Below are 23,413 nucleotides of genomic sequence, written 5' to 3'. Positions count from 1 at the left end.
TACCGGTGTGTCTTCGCGAGTCGGATCGCCGGCCAGCGATCAGTGGACGTGGATCGTCACGGTGACGGTCTTCAGCACGGCGGGCAGCTTGGTGGTGTCGACCTTGAGGATCTCGCCGTTGTCCTCCTGACCGGTCGCCGGCAACACCTTCTGGTGGACCGCCCACGAACCGTCGGCCTCAGTGCACGGATCATCGTCGCCACAGTTGCCGATGTAGTCGATGCCGAAGTCGTCGTCGTTGGACAGGTACAGCGTCCTGCCCGCGTCCGGAGTCGCAACACCCTCGACCTTGTCGTGACCGAAGAACGCGCCGGTCGGATCGAGCTGACTCACCAGCGAACCGACCTGCAGGTACGGCTGCTTCTGCGCCACCTGGACACCCGCAGCAGTCAGCGCAGCGAGCGCGGTGTTGGTGTCGTCCTTGCCGAGGAACGCCTCCGGGGACTTGCCCTGGATCGTCAGGACGGACACGTCCGTGGCACCGTTGATGTCCACCTCGTACAAGGTCTTGCCGGCGAACGGCTCGAAGTTGCCGTCCCGCTCGTCGACCAGGAACTTGGTGTCGGAGAGCGCGGTGATCTCGCTGACGGCGTCACCGGTGTCGTTCGGATTGTCCAACAGATACAGGTATTGCTTGGTCTTCAAGGTGTGCAGGTTGATCGTGATGATCCGGGTCGCCGCGACCTTGGAGGCCTTGGTGCTGCCAAGATCAGGCATCTGCAGCGCTGACTGCATGGCGCCGACCAGGGTTGTGCCGTCCGGCGTGATCGTCAGGCCTTCCATGCCCTTGTTCGTCAATCGGTCGGCATACTCGGCAGGCAGGTAGCCGATGATCTTGTGATACTTGTTGTTCGGGCTGTCCTTGTACGGGGTGATCCGGCCGATCTCGAAGCCGCGGGCGTCGAAATGGGTGATGTACGGGCCGTACTCGTCGGACACCCAGAAGGTGCCGTCCGGAAGGGCCACCAGCCCCTCGGAGTCGTAGCCGTCCGGGTCACTGGCTACCGGCACGCCGGTGGTCCCGTGGCTCTTGGTGACATCGTCGATCGTCTCGCTGGTGTCCGGTGTCGGCGGGCGGCCGCTGTAGGACTGGCCGTAGACACCCGCCGGACCCTTGACGTTCTTCGGGCCCTTGAGGGTGATCGTCTTCTGCAACTCGGCCTTGCCGTCGACCAGCTTGAACTCGCCCACCTGCGGGACGAAGTCGGTCACCATCTCGGACTTGTTGCCCAGCGGATCGTCGGCATTCGGACCGCGGTCGGTCAGCCCGTAGAACCAGCCCGACCTGCCCGGCACCGGCGCCAGCGACGAGCCGTAGCCCTCGCCGGAGATGGAGGTGGTGGTGCCGTTCGGACCGGGCACCTTGGCCAACAGCGGCAGAGCCGTGCCCCTGGCTGTGGTGTCCTTGAACAACTGGACGGCATCGCTTGCGGTGTAGGTGAAGGTGTCGGTTCCGGTGAAGCCGGCCTTCGGCGTGTAGCTGAAGCTGCCGTCGGCGTTCACGGTGACCGTGCCGTTGGCGGGTTTGGTGTTGCGGACGACAGCGGTGGCACCCTTGTCGTTCTTCAGCACGTTCCCGGTGATCGTCTTGTGTCCGGTGAAGGAGTCGGACCGCACGTCGAAATCGTGGGTGGGGGCCGATAGCCAGCCGTGGGCCTGGGCGGTCACGCCGGAGCCGACGAGCGCGAAAGCGGCAGCGGCACCGATCGCGACCCCGACCCGGGCGCGCTTGCGCGAGAGTAACGTCATGGCTTCGAACGCTGGCTGCTGACGATTAGCTCCAGGAGCCCTGAGAGCGAACACCAGGTGTGCAACCCAGTAAGCCTGGCCCAACACCCGAGCACGGCGCGGACCGACGCCCCGGGCGCCAGAAGGATCTGGCCGGGTGGATCTAGCCGGTCAGATCACGAATGGTTGGCCATCGAGGCCGTGGCATTGTCGATCTTCTTGCCCAGCACGAAGGCCAGCACGTAGACGCCCGTGAAGATCACTCCGATCACGAACATCACCCCGCTGATCAGGCCGAGAGCCAGCCCGGCCAGCTGGGCGAGCCACCCGAGCGGATAGCCCACAGGGGAACGAAAAAGTCCCCCAGCGACCAGACAGAGCAGTGCGGTCCCGCCAGCGGTTGCGAACGCCAGCCCGGTCGACACTCCGGCGAGTTTGATCAGGACCGGGATGGCCAGACCGAGGGCGATCAGCTGCATGAAGAGCGTGATCATCATTGCCCGCCCCATCGGATTTCCGGGCTGCAACCTCACTGCTGGCCACCCTCCGGACTCTGCTGTCCGGCATCGTCGGTAACGTCGTCAGTAATGTCGTCGGACAGGGGCCCATACGCGTCCTCGTGCTCAGCATCCGGGCCGGTCGCGAAGTCCCCGCCATCCTCACCCTCGGCAGCGAATTCGTCGCCGAATTGATCACCGCCGTACTCCGGCCCGTACGAGTAGTCCTTCGCGTCATCGTCGGATTCGGTCTCGTCGATGACCGGTGCACTTGAAGCATCCAGCACGCCGTCACCGGTAACGGCGACGGCCCCCGGTGCACTGCTCGGCCGATGGCCGACCAACAGGGTCCGGGCCTCACCGACCGCGATCACCGACCCGGTGATCAGGACACCGGGAGCGGTCGCCCCGTCGATCTCGGCCAGCGCGATCGCGGTCTCGATCGCATCGTCCATCCGTGGTTCGACCTGCACGCGGTCGGAGCCGAAGATCCCGGCGGCCAGGTCGGCAAGATCATCGGCGGCCATCCCGCGGTCGGTCGAGGCGACCTGGGTGACCACGACCGTGGTGAGCGTGTCGGCGTATTCCCGCAGCAGCCCTTCGGCGTCCTTGTCACGCATGATCGCGATCACGCCGACCAGCGGATTGAAGTCGAACGATTCGGCGATCGCCGCCGCGGTCGCTCGTGCGCCGTGCGGATTGTGCGCCGCGTCCAGGATGATCGGTGGCGAACGGCGTACGACCTCAAGCCGGCCCGGCACCTCGACGGCCGCGAAGCCCTCCCGGACCACGTCCGGGTCGATCCGGTTCAGACCCGTGAACGCCTCCGCCGCGGCCAGTGCGACAGCCGCGTTCTCGGCCTGGTGGGCGCCGTAGGCGGGCAGGAAGATCTCGTCGATCGGCCCCTCGGCCGAGTCCAGTCGCAACTGCTGCCCGCCGACTCCCATCACCCGGTCCAGGACGCCGAATCCCAGGCCCTCGCGCTGGACGCTCGCTCCTACCTCGGCGGCACGTTCCAGCAGCACGCGGGCGGCTTCCGGCTGTTGGCCGGCCAGGATCGCCGTCGCACCGGCCTTGATGATGCCGGCCTTCTCGGTGGCGATCTTCTCGACCGTGTCGCCGAGCAGGTGGGTGTGATCGAGGTCGATCGGTGTGATCACCGCGACCTGGGCGTCGGCGACATTGGTCGCGTCCCAGGTCCCGCCCAGCCCGACCTCGACGATCGCGACATCGACCGGTGCATCGGCGAAGGCGGCGTACGCCATCCCGGTGATCACCTCGAAGAAGGTCATCGAGACGCCGTCGAGTTGCTGCTGGTCGACCATGGCGACGTACGGCTCGATCTCGTTCCAGACCTCGTCGAACCGCTCGTAGCTGATCGGCTCGCCGTCGATCCGGATCCGCTCGGTGACATCCATCAGGTGCGGGCTGGTGAACCGTCCGGTGCGCAGGCCGACCGAGCGCAGCAGCGCGTCGATCATGGCCGCGGTGCTGCCCTTGCCGTTGGTTCCGGTCAACTGGATCACTGGGTAGGCGCGTTGCGGATCCCCCAGCAACTCGGTCAGTGCGGCGATCCGGGCCAGGCTGGGCGCGACCCGATGCTCAGGCCAGCGCGCCTGGAGCGCGGCGGCGATCTCGGCGTGACCGGACGCAGCGGAACTGGATGCAGGAATGGGCTCTGACATGGCATCGGCGAGTCTACGGCGCTCGGACCGCGACCTCAGCACTGCGCGTCGCGCAGCGGCATCCCGACGACCTCGGACGTGCCGGGTCCGGTGATCTCCAGCGTTGCGTCGCCGGGCGAGTTCCAGGTCAGCCGGTAGTTGCCGTTCTTGACCGGCCGATCGTGATTCCTGACCAGCCAGCCGTCGGTCTGCCGTCCGACTCCGCCGGCTGGAACCGGGAACAGCTCCTCACTGGTGTATCCGAAGTTGGCGGCGTCTCGGACGACCACCACACAACCGTCCGGACTGGTCGGTTCGAGCACTGTGTAGTCGGCGACGCCGAACAGGTCCCAGCCGGCCGGCCAGAGCGTCTCGTACACCGCCGAGAATCCGATGAGCGCTACCGCCGTGTAGATGGCGGCCGACGGGAGCACCGTCAGCTTCGCTACGCGGTCCGTACCGAGCGTGGCGGTGGCCCTGCGGCGCAGCCGCCGGGCGATGACGGCGACGACCACCGCAGCCAGAAGCGGTACCGTTCCGAGCAACCAGCCCGGGATCACGTGGCCGCCGACCAGCAACACAGCCTTCCCCCAGCGGGCCGATATCAGGGCGGTCACCGCGAGCAGGACGGCGGTTGCGATCAGCAACTGCCGGGACCTGGTGATATCCGCCACGCTGGGAGGATAGAGCCCGCAACGGTCACCTGATCGTGTATCGATGTGCGTACGGGCGGGGTGTCTTCGTAGGATTCCCCTTATGACGACTCTTGAATCCGGCCAACGTTCCGACGCTCCGACCTCCGGCGCGCCGAACGTACCGGATCGCCCTGCCCTAGAGGGGCTGGAGTCGAAGTGGCTGGAGACCTGGCAGCAGCAGGGGACGTACGCCTTCCAGCGGCCCCAAGGAGATCCGGCGCAGACCCGCGAGCAGGTGTTCAGCATCGACACCCCGCCGCCGACCGTGTCCGGTTCGCTGCACGTCGGCCACGTGTTCTCCTACACCCACACCGACCTGATCGCCCGCTACCAGCGGATGCAGGGCAAGCACGTCTTCTATCCGATCGGCTGGGACGACAACGGGCTGCCGACCGAGCGCCGGGTGCAGAACTTCTACGGTGTCCGCTGCGACCCGAGTGTCCCGTACGACCCGGACTTCACTCCCCCGGCCAAACCTGATCCCAAGCGGCAGGTGCCGATCAGCCGGCGCAACTTCATCGATCTGTGCCACCAGCTGACCTCGGTGGACGAGAAGGCGTTCGAGGATCTGTGGCGCCGGGTCGGACTCAGCGTGGACTGGTCCAGCGTCTACACGACGATCGGTGACGAAACGATCATCGTTGCCCAGAAGGCTTTCCTGCGCAATGTGGCCCGCGGTGAGGCGTACCTGGCTGAGGCCCCGACCGTGTGGGACGTGACCTTCCAGACCGCGGTCGCGCAGGCCGAGATCGAGGCCCGCGACTACCCGGGTGCCTACCACAAAGTGCAGTTCCACCCCACGGACGGCAGCGACCCGGTGATCATCGAGACCACCCGGCCGGAGCTGATCGGCGCTTGTGTTTCCTTGATCGCGCACCCTGACGACGAGCGCTACCAGCATCTCTTCGGTACGACGGTGACCAGCCCGGTCTTCGGTGTCGAGCTGCCGGTGAAGGCGCACCCGGCGGCCGAACCGGACAAGGGTTCCGGCCTGGTGATGTGCTGCACCTTCGGCGACCTGACCGACGTCACCTGGTGGCGGGAGCTGCAGCTGCCGGCCCGGGTGATCATCGGCCGGGACGGCCGGATCCTGCGTGACGTGCCGGAGTGGATCACCCCCGGACCGGCCCAGGACGCCTACGAGCAGCTCGCCGGCAAGACGACGTTCAGTGCCCGGGAGGCGATGGTCGGGCTGCTGCGGGAGTCCGGCGACCTGATCGGCGACCCGACGCCGACCCAGCGCAAGGCGAACTTCTACGAGAACGGCGACAAGCCGCTGGAGATCGTCTCCACTCGCCAGTGGTACATCACCAACGGCGGCCGTGACGCCGGGCTGAAGAAGACCTTCCTGCAGCGCGGCGAGGAGCTCGGCTGGGTGCCCGAGCACATGAAATACCGCTACGACAACTGGGTCAACGGGCTCAACGGGGACTGGCTGATCTCCCGGCAGCGCTATTTCGGGGTGCCCTTCCCGGTCTGGTACCCGTTGGACGGCAACGGCGAGCCCGATTACGCGCACCCGATCACGCCCGACGAGGACGTGCTGCCCGTCGATCCGAGTTCGGACCTGCCGCCCGGCTATACCGAGGCGCAGCGCGGCGCGCCGCACGGCTTCGTGGGTGACCCTGATGTGATGGACACCTGGGCGATCTCCTCGCTGTCCCCGCAGGTGGTCTGTGGCTGGGAACGGGACCCGGAACTGTTCAAGATCACCTTTCCGATGGACCTGAACACCCACGCCCACGAGATCATCCGGACCTGGTTGTTCTCCCGGGTTGTACGGGCGCACTTCGAGAACGGTTCGCTGCCGTGGAAGCGGTCCATGATCTCGGGCTTCGTGATGGACCCCGACCGCAAGAAGATGAGCAAGTCCAAGGGCAATGCGGTGGTCCCGACCGACGTCCTCGAGCGGTACGGCTCCGATGCGGTTCGCTGGCGCGCAGCCAAGGCCCGTCCGGGTCTGGACTCGCCCTTCGACGAACGGGAGATGAAGGTCGGCCGGCGGCTGGCGCTGAAGGTGCTCAATGCGAGCAAGTTCGTGCTGTCGTATGGAATCCCCGAGCCCAGCACGCCGATCACCGAGCCTGTTGATCAAGCTTTGATGTCGGCCCTGCAGCTGGTGATCACCGAGGCCACCGAAGCGTTCGAGGCCTACGACTACACCGGCGCACTCGAGGTCACCGAGCGGTTCTTCTGGCAGTTCTGCGACGACTACCTCGAGGTGGTCAAGGAGCGGGCGTACGGCGCCGCCGGCGAGGACGCCGCACGGTCGGCCCACGCGGCACTGGCGACCACGCTCGACGTGGTGTTGCGACTGCTGGCGCCGTTCCTGCCGTTCGCGACCGAAGAGGTCTGGTCGTGGTGGCCCCATCAGGGCCGCAACGCCGGCTCCATCCACAACGCAACCTGGCCGACGGTCGACGAGGTCCCCAATCCCGAGGGTCGCGGCGATGCGCTGCTGCTCGACGCGGTGGCCTCGGCCCTGATCGCGATCCGCGGCGCGAAGTCCAGCGCCAAGGTTTCGATGAAGACCGAGGTGGCCCGGATCGAGTTCGCCGGCAAGGGCGAGGTGCTGGAGCGGCTGCAAAAGGTCGAAACCGATCTGCGGGCGGTTGGTCGGATCACCGGCGAGGTGCAGTGGGCCGAGTCCGATACCGATCTGGACGTCGCGGTGGAGTTGGCCCAGGCCTGACGCCGCAATGCCCGGTCAGGTCAGGCCCGGAGCCCCAGTTCACAATCGTGTCAGTTCACCGGCGTCACTGTACGGCGGCGGTCATCACGACGGCGCCGGTGTCGGCGTCGACGATCCGCAGCGCGGTGATCTTGTCCAGCGGGAGCTTCGCCGAGCCGGGCCACCAGTCGTCCTCCCCCGGTCCGGCCCGCCATTTCCAAATCAGCTTCGCCTGCCCGTGATCATCGATCGTCTGCAGGACGTAGTCGGCCGGCCGGCCGTAACTGTGGGTGGCGTACATGCAGTTGAAGTCGACCTTGGTCTCGTCGCCGGCCGCGGTCAGGTTGGCGGTGGCGATGATGCCGGTCTGCCGCTGGGGTCCGAACGCGACCAGGACTGATGAGCCGCGACCGGGATGTGCGGGGGCCAGGGCTCCGTGGACCAGGAAGCCGCCGATGCCGCCGACGATCAGCGCCGCAACCACTGCCGCCACCAGCAGCAGCCGCATCCGTGCGCCCAGCCGTCGCGGCGGGGTGAGGTCGCGGATCGAGTCCGGCACCGGTTCGGCCCCCGGTCCACTGCCATGGTCGCTGAGCGCGATCGCCTCGGCGGCCGGCAACTGAGCGAGCAGGCCCGGCATCGCGGCCAGCTCGCCGACCGCGCTGCGGCAGTCGGGGCAGCCGGCCAGATGGTCCTCGTACTCGTGGCGCTGCTGGACGGTCAGCGCACCGAGCACGTAGGCGGCGTCCCAGTCGCCGTACGGATCGGACTGGCTCACGACCGGGTCACTCCCCTTTCCTGCATGATCATCTTCAGATGCCGCAGACCGTAGTGCAGCCGTGATTTCACGGTGCCCTCGGCGATCTGCAGCCGGGTCGCGATGTCGGCCGTCGTCCGGCCCTCGTAATAGGCCGCAACCAGGACCGCTCGATGGTCTGAGCTCAGCGCGGCCAGCGCGTCGGCGATCAGCCACCGGTCGAGCACCTCATCGGTACGGTCCGGCGGACGGGTCACACCGCCGACCACCGCCGCAGGGCTTGTCTCGGGCAGCTCGCCCGGGCTTTCCCGGCGGACAGCCGCGCTGCGCCAGCGATCGACGACGAGTCTGCGGGCGACAGTGAACAGCCAGGCCCGGACGCCCGCCTCGTCCCGTTCGGCGAGTTCGCCGCTTCGCCAGGCGCGGAGCAGCACCTCCTGGACGATGTCCTCCGAGGTCGGGCGGTCGTGGGTCAGGGCCAGCACGAAGCGCCACAGCTCCCCCGAATGGCGGTCATGAATGAGCTGCCATTCGGACTCCTGCAGTCCGCTCACCGTGTCTCCCTTCCCCCTCAGACACGATTCAGACCTTCCGATGGTTCAACGTAACCGCGGATTGCCGCAATGAACCCGGGATGGGGCTGCATCGTTCACCGGACATGATGACGATCAACGGACTGCCTGCCCACCCGCTGCTGGTCCATCTGGTGCTGGTGATGCTGCCACTCAGCTCGCTGATGGCGATCATCGGATCGCTGTGGCCCGCCGCCCAGCGCAAATTCGGCTTCCTCACCCCGCTCGCCGCTCTGGGAGCAATGATCTTCGTGCCGATCACGATCCAGGCCGGTGAGCAGCTGGTCGACTCGCTACACCTGACCGGGGCCGCGATCGCCCACCACGAGACGCTGGGCCGGCGGATCCTGCCGTTCTCGATCGCGCTGGCAGTCACCACCATCGGCCAGTGGATCTATCTGCGCTTCGCGCCTCGGCGTCAGTGGATGACCGTCTTGATCGCGCTGCTGGTGATCGCCGCCGCCGCCCTCACCACCGTCCAGGTGGTGTTGGCCGGGGATGCCGGTGCGCATCTGGTCTGGGGCGGCAACGCGTCCTGAGCCGTTCGCTGCTGCTGCGCCTTCGACGACTTCAGGGACCCTGGTTCAGGGGTGCATTCGAGCGCCCTTGACCGTCCGATCGACCTGGTTGCGCGGGCCGTGGATCGCGATGCCGACCAGATCCAGATCACGGGTGGTGATCTTGGCGATGGCAGCGCGGTTGTCGATGTCGTTGCCGGTCGTGAACAGGTCACCGGTGAAGATCGACAACTCCAGGTCGCGCCGCAAGGCCCGCTCATGCGCCTGCTTGATCAGCTCCAGTGATCCCTCGAAGATCAGCACCGGCTGCCCGAGCATAGGCAGGTAGTTGACATCATCGGCATCAACGTACGGTTCGCCGATCAGTGCGGGATAGCGCGCGGTGATCCCGCTGACCAGGAACGCGGTCACGTTGAGTCGCTGCCAGGCAGCCAGATCGTCACGGAGCACTACCGCGATCTTGGTGTCGAAGCGGGCAAGGCGGTCAGGCGGCTCGGGCGCTGGGTTGGTCACGATTCCAGGGTCGTACGCTCCGGGCCCGCGGTCTTGTACGTTCCTGACCTTGGCCGGGACGCTACGGTGGAAGGGTGAGCGGGCATGCGGAGGCATACGGCTCCGGTCCCACCTCGGTCCGGGCCTGGCGGCCTGCTGTGCCCGGCGTGAAAGAGGTGTTCCATGCCCGCTTCACCGATCACGCCTATCCCGCTCACGTCCACCAGGACTGGACCGTGCTGATCGTGGACGCCGGAGCGGTCCGCTACGACCTCGACCGGCGCGAGCACGGGACGCTGGAGCCGACCGTCTCGCTGTTGCCGCCCGGCGTCGCCCACGACGGCCGGTCGGCACGCCAGGGCGGCTTCCGCAAGCGGGTGATCTATCTGGACTCGTCCATGATCGACACCGGCCTGATCGGCGCGGCGGTGGACAACCCTGACCTGATCGATCCGCTGTTGCGTCATCGGGTCGCCCAGCTGCACGCGACGCTGGCCGAGCCCGGGAACGAAGTGGAATCCCAGTCCCGGTTGACCTTGATCCTCGAAAGACTGCGTGACCATCTGGGCAGTCGACGCCCGGCACCCGATGGACGTCGTTCGGACCGGCCTGTGGCGCGCAAACTGCGGGACCTGCTGGACCAGCACCTGGTCGACGGGGTCGATCTCGAACGAGCGGCGGCGGACTTCGGTGTGGCACCGACCTATTTGATCAGGGCGTTCACCGCCGGCTTCGGTCTGCCGCCGCACCGCTATCTGGTCGGACGCCGGGTGGAGCTGGCCCGCCGCCTATTGCTGGACGGCATGCCGATCGCCGATGCCGCCGTCGGCTCCGGCTTCTACGACCAGTCACACCTGTCCCGGCATCTGCGACGGATGATCAACACCACTCCCGCCCGGTACCAGTCCTCCGCCGGGACCGTCAGTCGCGGCTGACGACCTGCACGTCGAGTGCGTCCCGGAGCGCATCGCCGAGGGTGTTGAAGGACAAGCAGATCAGCACGATCGCCGCGCCGGGGACCACCGCCATCCACGGGGCCTGTTCGGCGTACTGCTGGGCATCGGCGAGCATCCCGCCCAGGCTGGGCATCGGCGGCTGGATACCCAACCCCAGAAACGAAAGCGTCGACTCGCCCAGGATCGCACCGGGCATGATCACCGTCGCCCGGACGATCAGGGACGAGGCGGCGTTCGGCAGCACGTAATGGCTGAGGATGCGCAGCGTTCCGGCCCCCTGGGCACGAGCCGCCGTGACATAGTCCAGGCTGATGATGCGGGCGGTCTCGACCCTCATCACCCGAAGGATCGACGGCACCGCCCCGATGCCGATCGCCACTGCGGCGATCATCAGCGACGGTCCGAGGATCGCGGCCACACCGATCGCCATGATCAGGAACGGGAAGGCCAGCAGCAGGTCGGTGCCGCGGGAGGCGATCACGTCCGCAGTCCTGAAGGCCCCCGCCAGCAGACCCGCCGGCACTCCGACCACGAAGGCGATCAGCACCGCCAGCACGCCGACCTCCAAGGAGGCACGGATCCCGTACAGCACCCGGGACAGGATGTCGCGGCCGAGATTGTCGGTGCCCAGGACATAGCCGACGGTGCCCGGGCGCTGGAAGACCGTGGCGAAGTTGGCGTCGCCCGGTGGGTGCGGGGCGACGATCGGCGACAGCACGCCCGCCAGGACGAGGACGAACAGCACGAGCAGCGCGCCCATCCCGAATCTGTTCCTGATCATCCGGCGACGGAACCGACGCCAGGGGGTGGCCTCCTTGACCGGCGTCGATCCGACCCGTGCCGTGGCAGCAGCGACCATGATCAACCTCCTACCCTGATCCGCGGGTCGAGCACCGTGTAGAGAACGTCGATCAGCAGGCTGATCGCCACATAGGAGACGGCGACGACCAGCACCACGCCCTGCACCACCGGATAATCGCGGGAGAAGACCGCGTTGATCGCCAACCTCCCGATCCCCGGCAGGCCGAAGATCTGTTCGATCACGGCCGCGCCGGACAGCAGTCCGCCCAACTCCAGGCCGAGGATGGTCACCGCGACGACCAGGCTGTTGCGCAGCGCGTGGCCGATCACCACCCGGGACTCCGATGCACCCTTGGCACGCACCGCGAGGATGTATTCGGCACCGAAGGCGTCGAGCATGTTGGCCCGGGTCTGGCGCATCAGCACCGCCGCCAGCGCAGAACCGAGGATCAATGCCGGGACGATCAGGTGCCCGATGTTTGCGCCGAGGCTCTCGCGCAACGGCGTGTAACCCGACACCGGGAACAGGTGCATGGTCGTGCCGACATAGATGATCGCCAGCATCGCCAGCCAGAAGTGCGGTACCGAGAGTCCGACCAGAGACAGCACACTGGACAGCCACTCCGGCCACTGACCGCGCCAGTAGGCGCCCACCGATCCCATCAGCATTCCGACGATGCCACCGCAGACCATGGTCAGGACAGTCAGTTGCAGCGTCACCGGGAGCGTCTGCCCGAGCAGGGTCGAGACCGGCACCCGGCTGCTGATCGATGTCCCGAAGTCGCCGTGCAGAGCGTGCCACATGTAGAGCAGGTATTGCTCCGGCATCGGCTTGTCCAGACCGAGCTTGGCGCGGATCGCGGCGATCACCGCCGGGTTCTGATCTTCGCCTGCCATCGTCTCCGCCGGATCACCGGGCAGGGCTCGGATCGCCAGGAATACGACGATCGAGGCCAGGAAGACTGTCAGCAGGCCCTGTCCGAATTTGATCAGGAAGCGTCTCAGCATCCGCCACCGGTCCTAGGCGGTCGTTCCGGCGTAGGCCAGATGCACGACGCCGACGGGATCGATGAACACTCCGGACAGTCCCTTGTAGCCCACGAGGATCTGACTGCGGTCCAGGTAGATGTAGGGCAGGTCGGTGTTCAGGATGGCGATCATCTTTCCGTAGATCTTGGCCCGTTGGGCCGTGTCGGTGACGTGTACGGCGTCGTCGAGCAACTTGTCGACCTGCGGGTTGGAGTATCCGGAGTCGTTGCCGGTGCCGTTGGTCGCCATCTCGGCCCTCAGGTTGCCGTCCGGGTCCGGCCGGCCGGACCAGCTCAGGATGCCCGCTTCGAACTTGTGATTGTCCATGTCGTCCAGCAAGGTTGCGAATTCGACCGGTTCGATTTTCATGTCGAAACCGGCAGCCTTGACCGAGGACTGGAGCGCCTGGGCGAATTGCAGCGAGTCTGAGGTGTTGCTGGTCTTGACGGTGATCTTGACCGGGGTGCTGACCCCCGCCTGCTTGATCAACTGCTCGGCCTTGGCGACATTGTAGGCGGGGCAAGCCTGGGACTGCTTGGTCGCGTACGGGCTGGCGTCGGAGATCGGACTGCAGGTCGGAGTGGCGTACGGCCCGTAGAGGGCTTTCATGATCGTCGGCCGGTCGATCGCCAGCGACAGCGCCTGCCGGAGCAGCTTGCTCTTGGCGATCGGTGTGTCGCCCTTGAGGTTGATCCGCAACGACGCGTATCCCATCGACGGAGCGGTCAGCACCTTGATCGAGGAGTCGGACTTGATCGAGGCCATGCTGGTTGACGCCAGCGAATCGGTGACCTGGATCGACCCGGCCTTGAGGTCCTGGGCCCGGACGCTCGAATCCGGGATGATCCGGTAGATGATCTTGTCGAAGTTGACCTTGGATGCGTCGTAGTAGTTCGGGTCCTTGACCAGGGTGACCGAGGTGTTGGCGACCTGACTCTGGAATTTGTACGGCCCGACGCAGGTCGGGTGCGTGCTGAACTTGTCGTAGCCCAGTTCCTTCAGAGCCTTGGGGCTTTCGGGGATACCGGCCCGGTCGGTCAGGACCGAGCTGAACGGGGCGAACGGGCTGGAGAACTTGACCTGGACCGTGTGATCGTCCACCGCCTTCATCGAGGCGATCGGGCCCATCTCCGACTTGCGGCCCGACTCGGGATCGGTGAGATCGCGCTTCCAGGTCGTGATCATCGCGGCGGCGTTGAAAGGCGTGCCGTCGGCGAATTTGGCGTCGGCCCGCAGCGGGATCGTGTAGGTCTTGCCACCATCGGTGATCTTGGGCAGTGCGGTGGCCAGCTGCGGGTTGATGCTGCCGTCGCCGCCCAGCCGATAGAGCGATTCGCACATCGACGCGAAGATCTGCTTGTTGACCAGGGCGCCCGTCGTCGTCGGGTCGAGTGCGTCGCCCTGGGCCGACAGTCCGAAGGTGAGGGTGCCGCCCTTCTTGACCGTTCCCGGTGCTGGCGGCGCGGTAGGCCCGTAGTTGGCTGCCAACCCCGAAGACGAGGGGCCGGCGCCGGGCGAGGCCGCCGCTCCCCCGCCGGACGAGCTCGGCTGGACCGGCGAGCATGCCGCCACGACCGCGCACAGGGCGCTCGCCGCCAGGAGGATCAGCGACTTGCGGCCGCGGAGCAAGTGCGACCTGTTGGGTGACAGGGAATCAGACATGGGGATGCCCTTCATTGACGATGATGGTGCTGAGATCTTCAGCAGATGCGGGGGTTTCCGGCGGTGCTGGGTGTTCGGTTCAGGTGCCGGCGAGGGAGAGATCACCGGCCTCCTCGGCCAGCTCCCGACGACGACGCTGGGCGACCGGATCGGGGACGGGCACTGCGGCCACCAGCTCCCGGGTGTAAGGATGCTGCGGGTGCACGAGGACCTCACGGGTGGGGCCCTCCTCGACGAGCTGCCCGGATCGCATCACCAGCGTCCTGGCGGCGAGCTCGCCGACCACCGCGAGGTCATGGCTGATGAATAGGCACCCGAACCGGAGCTGCTCCTGCAGATCACGGATCAACTCCAGGATGCGGGCCTGCACCGAGACGTCCAGCGCCGAGGTCGGCTCGTCGGCGATCAACAGCTTCGGGTGCAGGATCAGGGCGCGAGCCAGACTGACCCGTTGGCGCTGGCCGCCGGAAAGCTCATGGGGATAGCGATGCCGGAAGCCGGGATCGAGTTGGACCCGTTCCATCATCTCGATCACGCGGGCCGTGCGCTCGGCCTTCGTGCCCACCCGGTGGATGATCATGGGCTCGCTGATCCCCTCGGCGATGGTCATCCGCGGATTCAGCGAGGCGCGCGGGTCCTGGAAGACCATCCCGATCTCCCGGCGCATCTGGTCCAGCCGGCGCCCACGGATCGTCGCCATGTCCCGGCCGAGCAGTCGGATCGAACCGCTGACCGGGCGGATCAGCCCCGCCACCGACAGTCCCAGGGTCGACTTGCCCGAGCCCGATTCGCCGACCAGGCCCACCAGCTCGCCGACGCCGACCCGCAAGGAGATGTCTCGTACGGCTCGCAACGGTGGACGTCCCAGGCCCGACCGATATTCCACGTTCAGATTCACGACGTCGAGAGCCAGATCCTTGCGCGGTTCGCGTACGGGTGCCTGATCAGAGTCCTCGACGCGAGCCAGACTCGGTACGGCCTGCAACAACTGCCGGGTGTAGGGGTGCCGGGGACTCAGCAGCACCTGGTTCACCGGACCGGTCTCGACGATCGAGCCGTTCTGCATGACCACGACCCGGTCGGCGAGGCCGGCGACCACGCCCATGTTGTGGGTGATCAGCACGGTAGCCGTTCCGGCCCGATCCCGCAGCGATCGCAGCAGCGACAGGATCCCGGCCTGGACCGTGACATCCAAAGCGGTCGTCGGTTCGTCCGCGATGATCAACTCCGGCTCCAGCGCCAGCGCCATGGCGATCATCACGCGCTGTTTCTGGCCACCGGAGAGCTGGTGCGGAAAGGCTCTCGCCTTCGCAGCGGGCTCGCCGATGCCGACCGCCTCCAGCAGCTCGACTGCCCGCGCCCTGGCCTGGCTGCGGCTCACCGCGCGATGGATCCGGATTCCCTCGCAGATCTGGTCGCCGACCCGGTAGACCGGATCGAGGGCGGCCGACGGCTCCTGGAAGATCATCGACGCGGTGGCGCCGCGGACCGACCGAAGCTCGCGATCGGTCATCTCGAGGACGTCCGCACCGCCGGCCAACCGGATCTGACCGCTGACAACCGCGTTCGGGGGCAACAACCGCATGGCCGCCCGGGTCGCGACGGTCTTGCCCGACCCCGATTCACCGACGATCGCCAGGATCTCACCGGGCGCGACCTCGAAGCTGACTTCGCGCAGAGCGTCGACCGTGCCGTGGTCGGTGCGAAAGGACACCGCAAGATCACGGACCGCGAGGACAGGCGATGAGTCGGATGTCGCGGGCGCGAGATCTGGATCCCTCATGGCGGCCTCCGTCGGTGTGCAGGGGGTGGTTACTGAACGGGGCGAAACAGGCTGGCTGTCTGGGATTGAAGCAGTAACGATCAGAACACATCAAGACAATCGATCGGGATGGTTCTCAACGGCAACGAGCCGGAAACATGGAATTAACATGCCCCGCCGTCGGTCAGCAGGCAGGTAACCCGGTGATCATGATCACCGCGGTGTTCTAGGGTGGATACCGTGACAGCCAACGACGGCAACCAACCCTCTGTCTTCGATTACTCCCCGTGGCGCTTCTGGTCGCAGGCCGACGAGGCCGAGCAGCAGCGACAACTCGGTCACCAGAAGCAATTGCTGGCGGACAACCCAGGCTGGGCTTTCGGCGATCGCGTCTTCGTCAGCGATCAGTCCGCCGTCCAGAACGACGTTCTTGAGCTCGGCGACCGCAGCTACATCGCCGGCCATGCCTATCTCTCCGGCGAGGTCCGGGCCGGCCGCGACTGCACGATCAACGTCTACACCGTGGTGCGCGGCAAGATCACGATGGGTGACGCGGTCCGGATCGGCGCCCACACGTCGATCCTCGGCTTCAACCACACCATGACCGATCCCGATGTCGAGGTCTTCCGGCAACCGACCAACAGCAAAGGGGTCACGATCGGCTCCGATGTCTGGATCGGCTCGCATGTGGTGATCGTCGACGGCGTGACCATCGGCGACAAGGCGATGCTGGCCGCCGGTGCTGTCGTGACCAAGGACGTACCGGCTGGTGCCGTGGTCGGCGGCAATCCCGCGCGAGTGATCAAGTGGCGGGTGCCGCCCACACCGGGTGCTGGGGTTGGCGCATCCGAAGCCCTTCGACAAGCTCAGGGATCCGGTGATCTTGCCGGCAGGCTCAAGGACTTCGCCGATCGCGCCCGTTCGCAGGCGGACGAGATCCTGGCCCGCTCCTGGGTCGCCGATCGTGGCAAGTTCGCCGACAAGCCGGGCGCCGCGGTCAATGTACGCGCCCAGTGCGACGCGATCGAGATCGCCGATCTGTTGCTGGGCAGGGCTCCGGACCAACTGCCGGCCGATGAACAGGCCGCCTGGCTTCGTGATCTTCAGGATCGACGTACAGGCCTGCTGACGGAGATCGAGCTGGACGGCACGCCGGGACCCGCACCGCGTGGTTATCACCCCGGCGACACCGATTTCGGCGGTCTCGACGACCACGGCAGCGCGTACCACGTGCTCTGCGTCGGCTACGCCCTCGATCTGCTGGGCAGCGGATTCGCCGAGCCGATCACCGCGTACGCCGATGTCCGTCCCGAGGATCTCGTGACCATGCTCGACAATCTGCCCTGGCACGGCCGGGCCTGGCACAGTGGAGCGATGATCGACGCCGTCGGGACAGCGCTGCGCTGGAACCTGCCCCGCGACAAGTCCGGTGCGGTCGGCGCGACCGACGCGCTCTACGGCTGGATGCTGACCCACTCCGATCCCCGTACCGGCATGTGGGGCCGGCCGGACGGGCCGACCGATGGCGGCGACATGTTGCAGGTCGTGAACGGCTTCTACCGGGCCTCCCGCGGCACGTACGCCCAGTTCGGGCTGCCGCTGCCGTATCCGGAGCGGGTGATCGACACCGTCCTGGCCCATGTCCGCACCCAGCGCTACTTCGCACCGGAGCGGCAGAACGCCTGCAATGTGTTGGACGTCATCCACCCGCTGTGGCTCGCCGGCCGGCAGACCGACTATCGCCACGACGACGTGACCAGGGTCGCCGGATCGCTCCTGGACAACGCTCTCGGGCACTGGACCGATGGTCAGGGATTCGGCTTCCAGGCCCCCAGCGCGAACGCGACCTCGGCGGTGGCGACCACTCCGGGCCTGCAGGGAACCGAGATGTGGTTGGCGATCCTGTGGCTGCTGGCCGACACCGTCGGAATCGCCTCCGAGCTGGGCTATCGCCCGCGCGGCGTCCACCGGCCGGAGCCGGCGCTCAGCCTGTAACCCTTCGACAAGCTCAGGGCCCGTTCGACAAGCTCAGGGACCGCTAGGAGACCAGGTCGATCGTCCCGTCCGGCCAGGTGATCTCGACTCCCTCACCCTGCTGGACGACCGTCGGCCAGGCCGGTTCTTGATCATCGGTGGCCAGGCTGATCCCGACGGTGTACGGCTCACCGGGCTTCAGCAGGCCGAACCGGGCGTGGTTGATCAGCAGCCTCGATCCGAACGGATTGTCGTGATCATGCTCGACCGAACCGCACTCGCCGGTGCCGAGCAGGATGCGTACGTCGGAGCGTAGTCCGGCGCAGGCACCCGGCACCGGCCGTTCCGGGATCGCGAATCCGGACACCTGCAATTCGAGACCGTCAAGATCGTGATCCTTGACCGACGACACTCGCACGATGCGCACCTCGATCGGCCCATGAGCCACCGAGGTGCAGGTGATCGGACCCCACGCGCTGCCGGCGATCCGACGGGACGTCAGGAGGTTGACGAAACTGCGGCGTTGTGTCGATGTCCCGGCAGCATCCGTCAATACCACCTGGTTGTCGGCCAACGTGCCCGGGGCCAGCGCCGCAGGCGCGGTGACGGTCGAGTAGGCCAGCCGGCCGTACAGCGGGTCTTCCTGATCGTCGTGGCTGGCCGAGTGATCGACACCGTGATTGATCACCCGGACGATGCCGTCGTGCTGCGTCCCGGAGACCAGCCAGCCGGCGGGAGCGATCGGCTCCCGGATGTCCCCTGACTCGATCGGCAACGGCTGTTCCGGCGTGCTCCAGATGGGATGCTGCGGCCCGAGCACGAGACCGGCCAGCCCGAGGCTCGACCAGTAGGGCGACCCGGGTCCCGAATATGGCTGGCGCATCGGCTCGTAGCGACCCAACCAGCCCATGGTGAGCAGGCCGTTCTCGGTGAAGGCACCGCGGTCGGCGAAGTGCCGGACGCATCCGACGGCCAGTCGGCGCATGGTTCCCGGAGTCCAGGGATCGGCATCGAAGATCACCCCGGCCCATGGTGCGCCGGCCGTCGCGTAGCGGTAGATCAGCGACCGGCCCTGGTAGAGCGGTGCGGAGCCGGATCCGAACAACCAGGCGGCCTGGGACAGGTAGTCCCGCAACCGGGATCGGTAGCGTTCCTGGAGCTCGGCGATCCCGGGCAGCCCCTCGGACATCCGGCAGTACCAGAGCGCGAAGAGGTGCATCACCCAGCCGTTGTACCAGTCGATGCTGCCGTGAGCTCCATCGTTGTACCAGCCGCCCCGGCCGTCCACATCGCCCAGATGCCAGGAGTCCAGCAACTCGATGTTGGAGTTGATCAACTTCTCGTCGTACGGGCCTCCGACCGAGCGCAGGAAGGCCTGGGTGACATTGGCGAACCACTTCCAGTTGTTGTCGCCGTAGCTGACCTCTGCACTGTGCGCGAGCCAGTCGATGATCTTGTGCTGCTCGTCGGTGGACAGTCGGTCCCAGATCCAGGAACGGCTTTCGTGCAAGGCGATCGCGATCGCCGCCGCTTCGACCCGCACCTGGGCAATGTCGGGCAGTCCGGGCCAGCGTTCGGGCGAGGTCGGATCGGTTCCCGCGACCAGGCCGGCGGCGTACCAGCCGGCATGATCACGGGGATCCTCGGTCGCCGCGGAGAGCCGGAAACCCGCAGCCAGGAAGGACCGGGCGAAAGCCTCCAGGCCGTCGCTGACCTGCCCGGCCCGGGAAGCCGGGCCGGGCAGATCGAAACGGGCGTGTCCGGGAGTCGCCCACGGGCGCAGGGCCAGCAGCGTACGATCCGCGAACGCCTCGAGCTCGGGTCTCCCCCATCCCGTGTACGGCGCCGACGGATCCGGTGTGGTTGTCGGAATTACTTCGGCCCACCGTTCTTCTGGAGCTGGTCCTGGTATTCCTTGCGCATCGCGTCGCCGGCTGCCGACTTCCAGGTGGAGATCAGTCCGTCCAGGTCCGAGAACGGCTTGCGCCCCTGGACGATGTCGTTGACACCGTCGTTGAAGTTCTTGTCCGCGGTGGCATTGACCGTGGCCGCCGAGTTGGAGAACAGACCGACGGTCGGGTTCATGATGCCGGTCGGCACCTCGGTCGCCTGGTAATCGTGCTGGACATCGGCATCCTTGGGGAATCCCGGCTGGTAAAGCGTGTACGGCGCATCGGCCAGGTAGCGGATCGGAATCACCGTGTTGGCCTGACCGGTCTTGGTCAGCACCGGGTCACCAGTGGAGTTGGTCTTGTGATCGACACCCTCGGCGCCGTAGAGGCGGTAGAGGTACTCCTCGGTGCCGAATGGTGCGGCCAGGTAGTTGAGCACCCGCAGGATCATCTTGACGCGGTTCTTGTCACTGGTCTTCTTCATCGCCGTGAAGGGCCCGGTACCGAAGACGCCGGAGCCGAGGTGCCACGGGGCGAGCTTGGAGCCATCCCGGTTGTAGACCTCCATCAGGCCGAGCTTGAACTTCGGGTTGGACGAGTTGTCCGACCGGTACTGTGCCCAGCCGGGATAACCGTCCATGGCGTTGATCGCTGCCGTCCCGGCGTTGAAGAGATTCTTGAACGGCTGGGCCGGGTCGAAGGAGTTGGGGTGCATGACCCCGGCCTTCCACATGGTGATCATGTCGTTGACCGACTGCTTGTATTCCTGGGACTCGTAGCGGTTGGTCAGCTTTCCGCCATTCTCACGCCAGCCGTTCGGCTCGTCGTTGATCATGGCCAGCAGGTTGGCCGGCTGGGTGTTCAGACTGAAGGCCCAGCGCCGCTGCTTGGGATCGGTCAGCTCCTTGCAGACCCGCAGCAACTCGTCGTAACCCTTGGGGCTGGTCGGCAGGCCCTTCTCCTCGAACAGGTCGGCCCGCAGGAAGTTGTAGCCGCCAACCAGACCGCGCGGGATCGGGATTCCGTAGATGTGGCCGTTGTAGATGGTCGACTTCCACGAGGCGGTCGGCAGATTCGCCAGATTCGGGTAGTCCTTGATCGCATCGCCACTGAGGAATTCGTCCAGCGGCTGGAACTGCTTGTCCAGCAAGGACGGGAAGTTCGCGACCACCTGCATCATCGTCAGGTCCGGCAGATTGTTGCCGGCGATCACGGTCGGGAACTTGGTGGCGTAGTCGGCGTTGCCCACCATCTGCAGCTGGAGGTCAACGTTCATCCGATCGTTGAGGCCCTTCCAGTAGCTGTTCTTGTCGGGGCCCGGCGGAACAGCGTAGTAGATGATCGCCATCCCGGTGATCGTGCTCCCGTCACCGGGCTTCTCCTTGACCGACTGCGGATTGTCCTTCGGGAAGTTACGGAAGGCATTGTCTACACCCTGCGCCGTGCCGGGCAGGTCCGGCTTCAGTCCGGTGTAGGGGACGTAGGTCGGCAGCTTGACCGCGGAGTTGACGCTGGCGTTGTCGGTCGCCGAGCTGGAACCGTTGCTGCAGCCGACCAGACTGGTGGCGCCGGCCATCGCGGCCAGGCCGCCGGCGCCCGCCAGCAGCCGGCGGCGGGTGAATACGGGGGTGTTGCGAATCTCGGCCGTCATTGCCGGACCTCCTTGGTGATCACATCGTTGTTGATCTTGATGATGCTGATCGGTGAGAGTGCTCCGATCAGTCCTTGACGATCAGCCCTTGACGGCGCCGATCATGACGCCCTTGGCGAAGTGCTTCTGGATGAAGGGGTAGACGATCATGATCGGCAGGATCGCGATCACCAGGATCGCCATCTCCATCGAGAGTTGCGGCGGCAGTCCTGCGGAACTGCCGATGTCCTCGCCGCCGATGCTGGTCTGGTTGACGACGTAGGTGCGCAGCACCAGCGCCATCGGCCATTTGTCGGCGGTCTGGATGTAGATCAGCGCATTGAAGAACGCGTTCCAGTAGGCGACTGCATAGAAGAGCCCGATCACGGCCAGCACGGCCTTGGACAGCGGCAACACGATCCTGGTCAGGATCGTCAGGCTCGAGGCGCCGTCGATCGCAGCGGACTCGAAGAGCTCGGCGGGAAGTTCCTGGAAGAAGGCACGCATCACGATCACGTTGAAGGCGTTGACCAACACCGGAAGGATCAGCGACCACCAGTTGTCGAGCAGGTTCAACTGCTTGACCAGCAGATAGCTGGGGATCAGGCCGGGACTGAACAGCACAGCGCCCAGGACCAGCAGCAGGATCGGCTTCGCGGCGAACGACCGGGACCGGGACAGCCAGTAGGCCAGACCGGCGGTCGCCGCCAGCGACAGGATCGTCCCGACGAAGGTGATCCCGATCGAGATCACCAGCGCCCGCGTCACGACCCCACCGGACAGCACGGCCTTGTACGCGTCGAGCGACAGCGTCCTGCCGGGCCACATCACCATGCCGCCGGCCGCGTTGTTCAGCGTCTGCCGGTCGGCGAACGAGGTCGCCAGCACCGACCAGAACGGCAGGATCACCAACACCGCGGAGATCAACAACGCGATGAATTTGATCACCTGGAGGATCGGGTTGGGCCGCTCCATCCAGACCGGGCGCTTGGACGTCCTGGTCCGGGTGCCCTCCGCCGCGGCTTGCTCGAGGGTCGTCATTTCTCGTACACACCTCGCTCACCGAAGATATGGGCCAGCTTGTTCGCGCCGATCACCAGGCCGATGCCGACGACCATCTTGACCAGGCCGACGCCGGCCGCCATGCCCCAGTTGCCGCCGATGATGCCGTTGTTGAAGACCCAGGTGTCCAGCACTTCGCTGGCCTGCAGGCCGACCGGGCCCTGCTGCAGGATGATCTGCTCGAAGCCGACATTGAGGCTGTTGCCCAGCCGCAGGATCAACAGCAGGATGAACAGGCCCTTCAGCGACGGCAGCGTGATGTGCCACAGCCGGCGCCAGGAGTTCGCACCGTCGACCGCTGCAGCCTCGTACTGCTCCTGGTCGATCTGGGAGATCGCCGCCAGGAAGATGATCGTGCCCCAGCCGGCATCCTTCCAGATCGCCTGGGTGGTGATCAGCACCCGGAACAGGTCCGGCACGCCGATGATGTGGAACTGCGGCAACCCGTGCTGGATCAGGAAGGTGTTCAGCATGCCGGCGTTGCCCAGCATCTGCTGGAAGAGCGCGACCACGATCACCCAGCTGAGGAAGTGCGGCATGTAGAGGATCGACTGCAGCAGTCGCTTCAGCCGCTCCCCGGCCAGGCTGCTCAGCAGCAGGGCCAGCACCAACGGCACCGGGAACACCAGGACGGTCTGGATGATCGTCAGGATCAAGGTGTTGAGCAGCGCGTTGTAGAAGGTCGGATTGCCGCCCCACAGGAAGGAGAAATTCTGCAGCCCGATGAACGGCGCCTCGGTGATGCCGAGATAGGGCTGGTAGTTCTGGAAGGCGATCACGTTGCCCAGCAGCGGAACATATTGGAAAAGCACCAGCGCGATGGCGCCGGGCAGCCCGATCCCGATCAGCAGCTTGTCCCGGGACAACCGCTGCAAGCGGGTCCCGTGGCGGTGGCCCTTGGCGGCCTCAGCAGAGGATGCGGTGGTAACCGCTTCCCCGACCGGGCGGGTCAGACTGCTCTGGCTCACGTCAACACCTGCCCCTTTGTAGGTGATCCCATTCCCGACAACACAAGCCCCACCATCACCGGGGCCCAACGACACACGCCGAA

General features: G+C 66.3%; 18 protein-coding genes and 1 pseudogene. 4 read left to right on the top strand and 15 right to left on the bottom strand.

All coding sequences use genetic code 11. The features are described from left to right. Positions 1 to 39: 39 nt before the first annotated feature. The 4 genes from IEY07_RS09770 to IEY07_RS09755 all read right to left on the bottom strand — a co-directional run bounded on the left by IEY07_RS09770 (position 40) and on the right by IEY07_RS09755 (position 4,563). Positions 40 to 1,749 (bottom strand): esterase-like activity of phytase family protein, encoded by a 1,710-nt coding sequence (locus IEY07_RS09770; protein ID WP_188895030.1) that lies wholly within the window; start codon positions 1,747 to 1,749, stop codon positions 40 to 42. A gap of 155 nt (positions 1,750 to 1,904) precedes the next feature. Then, positions 1,905 to 2,261: a DUF4233 domain-containing protein gene (locus tag IEY07_RS09765; RefSeq protein WP_188895028.1), complete on the bottom strand. Its 357-nt coding sequence runs from the start codon at positions 2,259 to 2,261 to the stop codon at positions 1,905 to 1,907. Next, the gene (locus tag IEY07_RS09760) at positions 2,258 to 3,910 is read right to left on the bottom strand and encodes a bifunctional folylpolyglutamate synthase/dihydrofolate synthase (RefSeq protein WP_188895027.1); all 1,653 of its coding nucleotides are present in this window, start codon (positions 3,908 to 3,910) and stop codon (positions 2,258 to 2,260) included. The genes IEY07_RS09765 and IEY07_RS09760 overlap by 4 nt, the downstream gene beginning before the upstream one ends. A gap of 35 nt (positions 3,911 to 3,945) precedes the next feature. After that, the gene (locus tag IEY07_RS09755) at positions 3,946 to 4,563 is read right to left on the bottom strand and encodes a hypothetical protein (protein ID WP_188895025.1); all 618 of its coding nucleotides are present in this window, start codon (positions 4,561 to 4,563) and stop codon (positions 3,946 to 3,948) included. Between the two features lie 82 nt (positions 4,564 to 4,645). On the opposite strand from IEY07_RS09755, the gene valS reads away from it, so the two are divergent. Next, positions 4,646 to 7,276: a valine--tRNA ligase gene (gene valS, locus IEY07_RS09750; RefSeq protein WP_188895024.1), complete on the top strand. Its 2,631-nt coding sequence runs from the start codon at positions 4,646 to 4,648 to the stop codon at positions 7,274 to 7,276. 64 nt (positions 7,277 to 7,340) lie between these two features. On the opposite strand, the gene IEY07_RS09745 is transcribed toward valS, so the two are convergent. Both IEY07_RS09745 and IEY07_RS09740 read right to left on the bottom strand, forming a co-directional pair. After that, positions 7,341 to 8,033 carry an anti-sigma factor family protein gene (locus IEY07_RS09745; RefSeq protein ID WP_188895022.1) on the bottom strand — a complete coding sequence of 231 codons (693 nt, stop codon included), beginning with the start codon at positions 8,031 to 8,033 and terminating at the stop codon, positions 7,341 to 7,343. Next, positions 8,030 to 8,566: a sigma-70 family RNA polymerase sigma factor gene (locus tag IEY07_RS09740; RefSeq protein WP_229669904.1), complete on the bottom strand. Its 537-nt coding sequence runs from the start codon at positions 8,564 to 8,566 to the stop codon at positions 8,030 to 8,032. Before IEY07_RS09740 ends, IEY07_RS09745 begins: the two co-directional genes overlap by 4 nt. An 80-nt stretch (positions 8,567 to 8,646) precedes the next feature. Here IEY07_RS09740 and IEY07_RS09735 point away from each other — a divergent pair, with 80 nt between their 5' ends. Then, positions 8,647 to 9,123, top strand: a complete 477-nt coding sequence (locus IEY07_RS09735) for a DUF2231 domain-containing protein (protein WP_188895020.1) — start codon at positions 8,647 to 8,649, stop codon at positions 9,121 to 9,123. A gap of 45 nt (positions 9,124 to 9,168) precedes the next feature. Here the strand turns inward: IEY07_RS09735 and IEY07_RS09730 are convergent, their stop codons facing one another. Continuing rightward, the gene (locus tag IEY07_RS09730) at positions 9,169 to 9,615 is read right to left on the bottom strand and encodes a DUF2000 domain-containing protein (protein WP_229669903.1); all 447 of its coding nucleotides are present in this window, start codon (positions 9,613 to 9,615) and stop codon (positions 9,169 to 9,171) included. A 74-nt stretch (positions 9,616 to 9,689) separates the two neighbouring features. Between IEY07_RS09730 and IEY07_RS09725 the strand changes: the two genes are divergently transcribed. Next, positions 9,690 to 10,529, top strand: coding sequence for an AraC family transcriptional regulator (locus IEY07_RS09725; RefSeq protein WP_188895017.1), 840 nt, complete (start codon positions 9,690 to 9,692; stop codon positions 10,527 to 10,529). Here IEY07_RS09725 and IEY07_RS09720 read toward each other — a convergent pair. The 4 genes from IEY07_RS09720 to IEY07_RS09705 all read right to left on the bottom strand — a co-directional run bounded on the left by IEY07_RS09720 (position 10,516) and on the right by IEY07_RS09705 (position 15,825). Continuing rightward, entirely contained in the window at positions 10,516 to 11,409 is an 894-nt protein-coding gene (locus IEY07_RS09720) for an ABC transporter permease (RefSeq protein ID WP_188895016.1), read from the bottom strand. The genes IEY07_RS09725 and IEY07_RS09720 overlap by 14 nt on opposite strands. A 2-nt stretch (positions 11,410 to 11,411) precedes the next feature. Then, on the bottom strand, positions 11,412 to 12,359 hold the full coding sequence (locus IEY07_RS09715) for an ABC transporter permease (RefSeq protein ID WP_188895015.1): 948 nt from the start codon (positions 12,357 to 12,359) through the stop codon (positions 11,412 to 11,414). 12 nt (positions 12,360 to 12,371) lie between these two features. Next, entirely contained in the window at positions 12,372 to 14,042 is a 1,671-nt protein-coding gene (locus IEY07_RS09710; RefSeq protein ID WP_188895014.1) for an ABC transporter substrate-binding protein, read from the bottom strand. A 79-nt stretch (positions 14,043 to 14,121) separates the two neighbouring features. Further along, positions 14,122 to 15,825: an ABC transporter ATP-binding protein gene (locus IEY07_RS09705; protein ID WP_188895013.1), complete on the bottom strand. Its 1,704-nt coding sequence runs from the start codon at positions 15,823 to 15,825 to the stop codon at positions 14,122 to 14,124. 624 nt (positions 15,826 to 16,449) lie between these two features. Between IEY07_RS09705 and IEY07_RS24915 the strand changes: the two are divergent. Then, a pseudogene (locus IEY07_RS24915) lies at positions 16,450 to 16,617 on the top strand (DapH/DapD/GlmU-related protein); the annotation flags it as partial. Positions 16,618 to 17,842: 1,225 nt separating this feature from the next. On the opposite strand, the gene IEY07_RS09695 reads toward IEY07_RS24915, so the two are convergent. The 4 genes from IEY07_RS09695 to IEY07_RS09680 all read right to left on the bottom strand — a co-directional run bounded on the left by IEY07_RS09695 (position 17,843) and on the right by IEY07_RS09680 (position 23,330). After that, positions 17,843 to 19,651, bottom strand: coding sequence for a DUF2264 domain-containing protein (locus IEY07_RS09695; protein ID WP_268239204.1), 1,809 nt, complete (start codon positions 19,649 to 19,651; stop codon positions 17,843 to 17,845). Next, positions 19,651 to 21,321, bottom strand: coding sequence for a type 2 periplasmic-binding domain-containing protein (locus IEY07_RS09690; protein ID WP_188895011.1), 1,671 nt, complete (start codon positions 21,319 to 21,321; stop codon positions 19,651 to 19,653). The genes IEY07_RS09695 and IEY07_RS09690 overlap by 1 nt, the downstream gene beginning before the upstream one ends. A gap of 81 nt (positions 21,322 to 21,402) precedes the next feature. After that, complete coding sequence (locus IEY07_RS09685; RefSeq protein ID WP_188895009.1) at positions 21,403 to 22,341, bottom strand: carbohydrate ABC transporter permease; 939 nt, start codon at positions 22,339 to 22,341, stop codon at positions 21,403 to 21,405. Further along, complete coding sequence (locus IEY07_RS09680) at positions 22,338 to 23,330, bottom strand: ABC transporter permease (RefSeq protein WP_229669902.1); 993 nt, start codon at positions 23,328 to 23,330, stop codon at positions 22,338 to 22,340. The genes IEY07_RS09685 and IEY07_RS09680 overlap by 4 nt, the downstream gene beginning before the upstream one ends. Positions 23,331 to 23,413 lie beyond the last annotated feature (83 nt).

Origin of the sequence: Microlunatus endophyticus, from assembly GCF_014646195.1 — a bacterium.
Lineage (GTDB): Bacteria > Actinomycetota > Actinomycetes > Propionibacteriales > Propionibacteriaceae > Microlunatus > Microlunatus endophyticus.
Note: the sequence above shows the minus strand (reverse complement) of the source record. Positions and strands in the feature narration are given on the sequence as shown.

Coding starts and splice junctions, on each gene's coding strand:
- IEY07_RS09770 (WP_188895030.1), bottom strand. CDS start 1,749: ATGACGTTACTCTCGCGCAAGCGCGCCCGGGTCGGGGTCGCGATCGGT.
- IEY07_RS09760 (WP_188895027.1), bottom strand. CDS start 3,910: ATGTCAGAGCCCATTCCTGCATCCAGTTCCGCTGCGTCCGGTCACGCC.
- valS (WP_188895024.1), top strand. CDS start 4,646: ATGACGACTCTTGAATCCGGCCAACGTTCCGACGCTCCGACCTCCGGC.
- IEY07_RS09735 (WP_188895020.1), top strand. CDS start 8,647: ATGGGGCTGCATCGTTCACCGGACATGATGACGATCAACGGACTGCCT.
- IEY07_RS09720 (WP_188895016.1), bottom strand. CDS start 11,409: ATGGTCGCTGCTGCCACGGCACGGGTCGGATCGACGCCGGTCAAGGAG.
- IEY07_RS09715 (WP_188895015.1), bottom strand. CDS start 12,359: ATGCTGAGACGCTTCCTGATCAAATTCGGACAGGGCCTGCTGACAGTC.
- IEY07_RS09710 (WP_188895014.1), bottom strand. CDS start 14,042: ATGTCTGATTCCCTGTCACCCAACAGGTCGCACTTGCTCCGCGGCCGC.
- IEY07_RS09705 (WP_188895013.1), bottom strand. CDS start 15,825: ATGAGGGATCCAGATCTCGCGCCCGCGACATCCGACTCATCGCCTGTC.
- IEY07_RS09690 (WP_188895011.1), bottom strand. CDS start 21,321: ATGACGGCCGAGATTCGCAACACCCCCGTATTCACCCGCCGCCGGCTG.
- IEY07_RS09685 (WP_188895009.1), bottom strand. CDS start 22,341: ATGACGACCCTCGAGCAAGCCGCGGCGGAGGGCACCCGGACCAGGACG.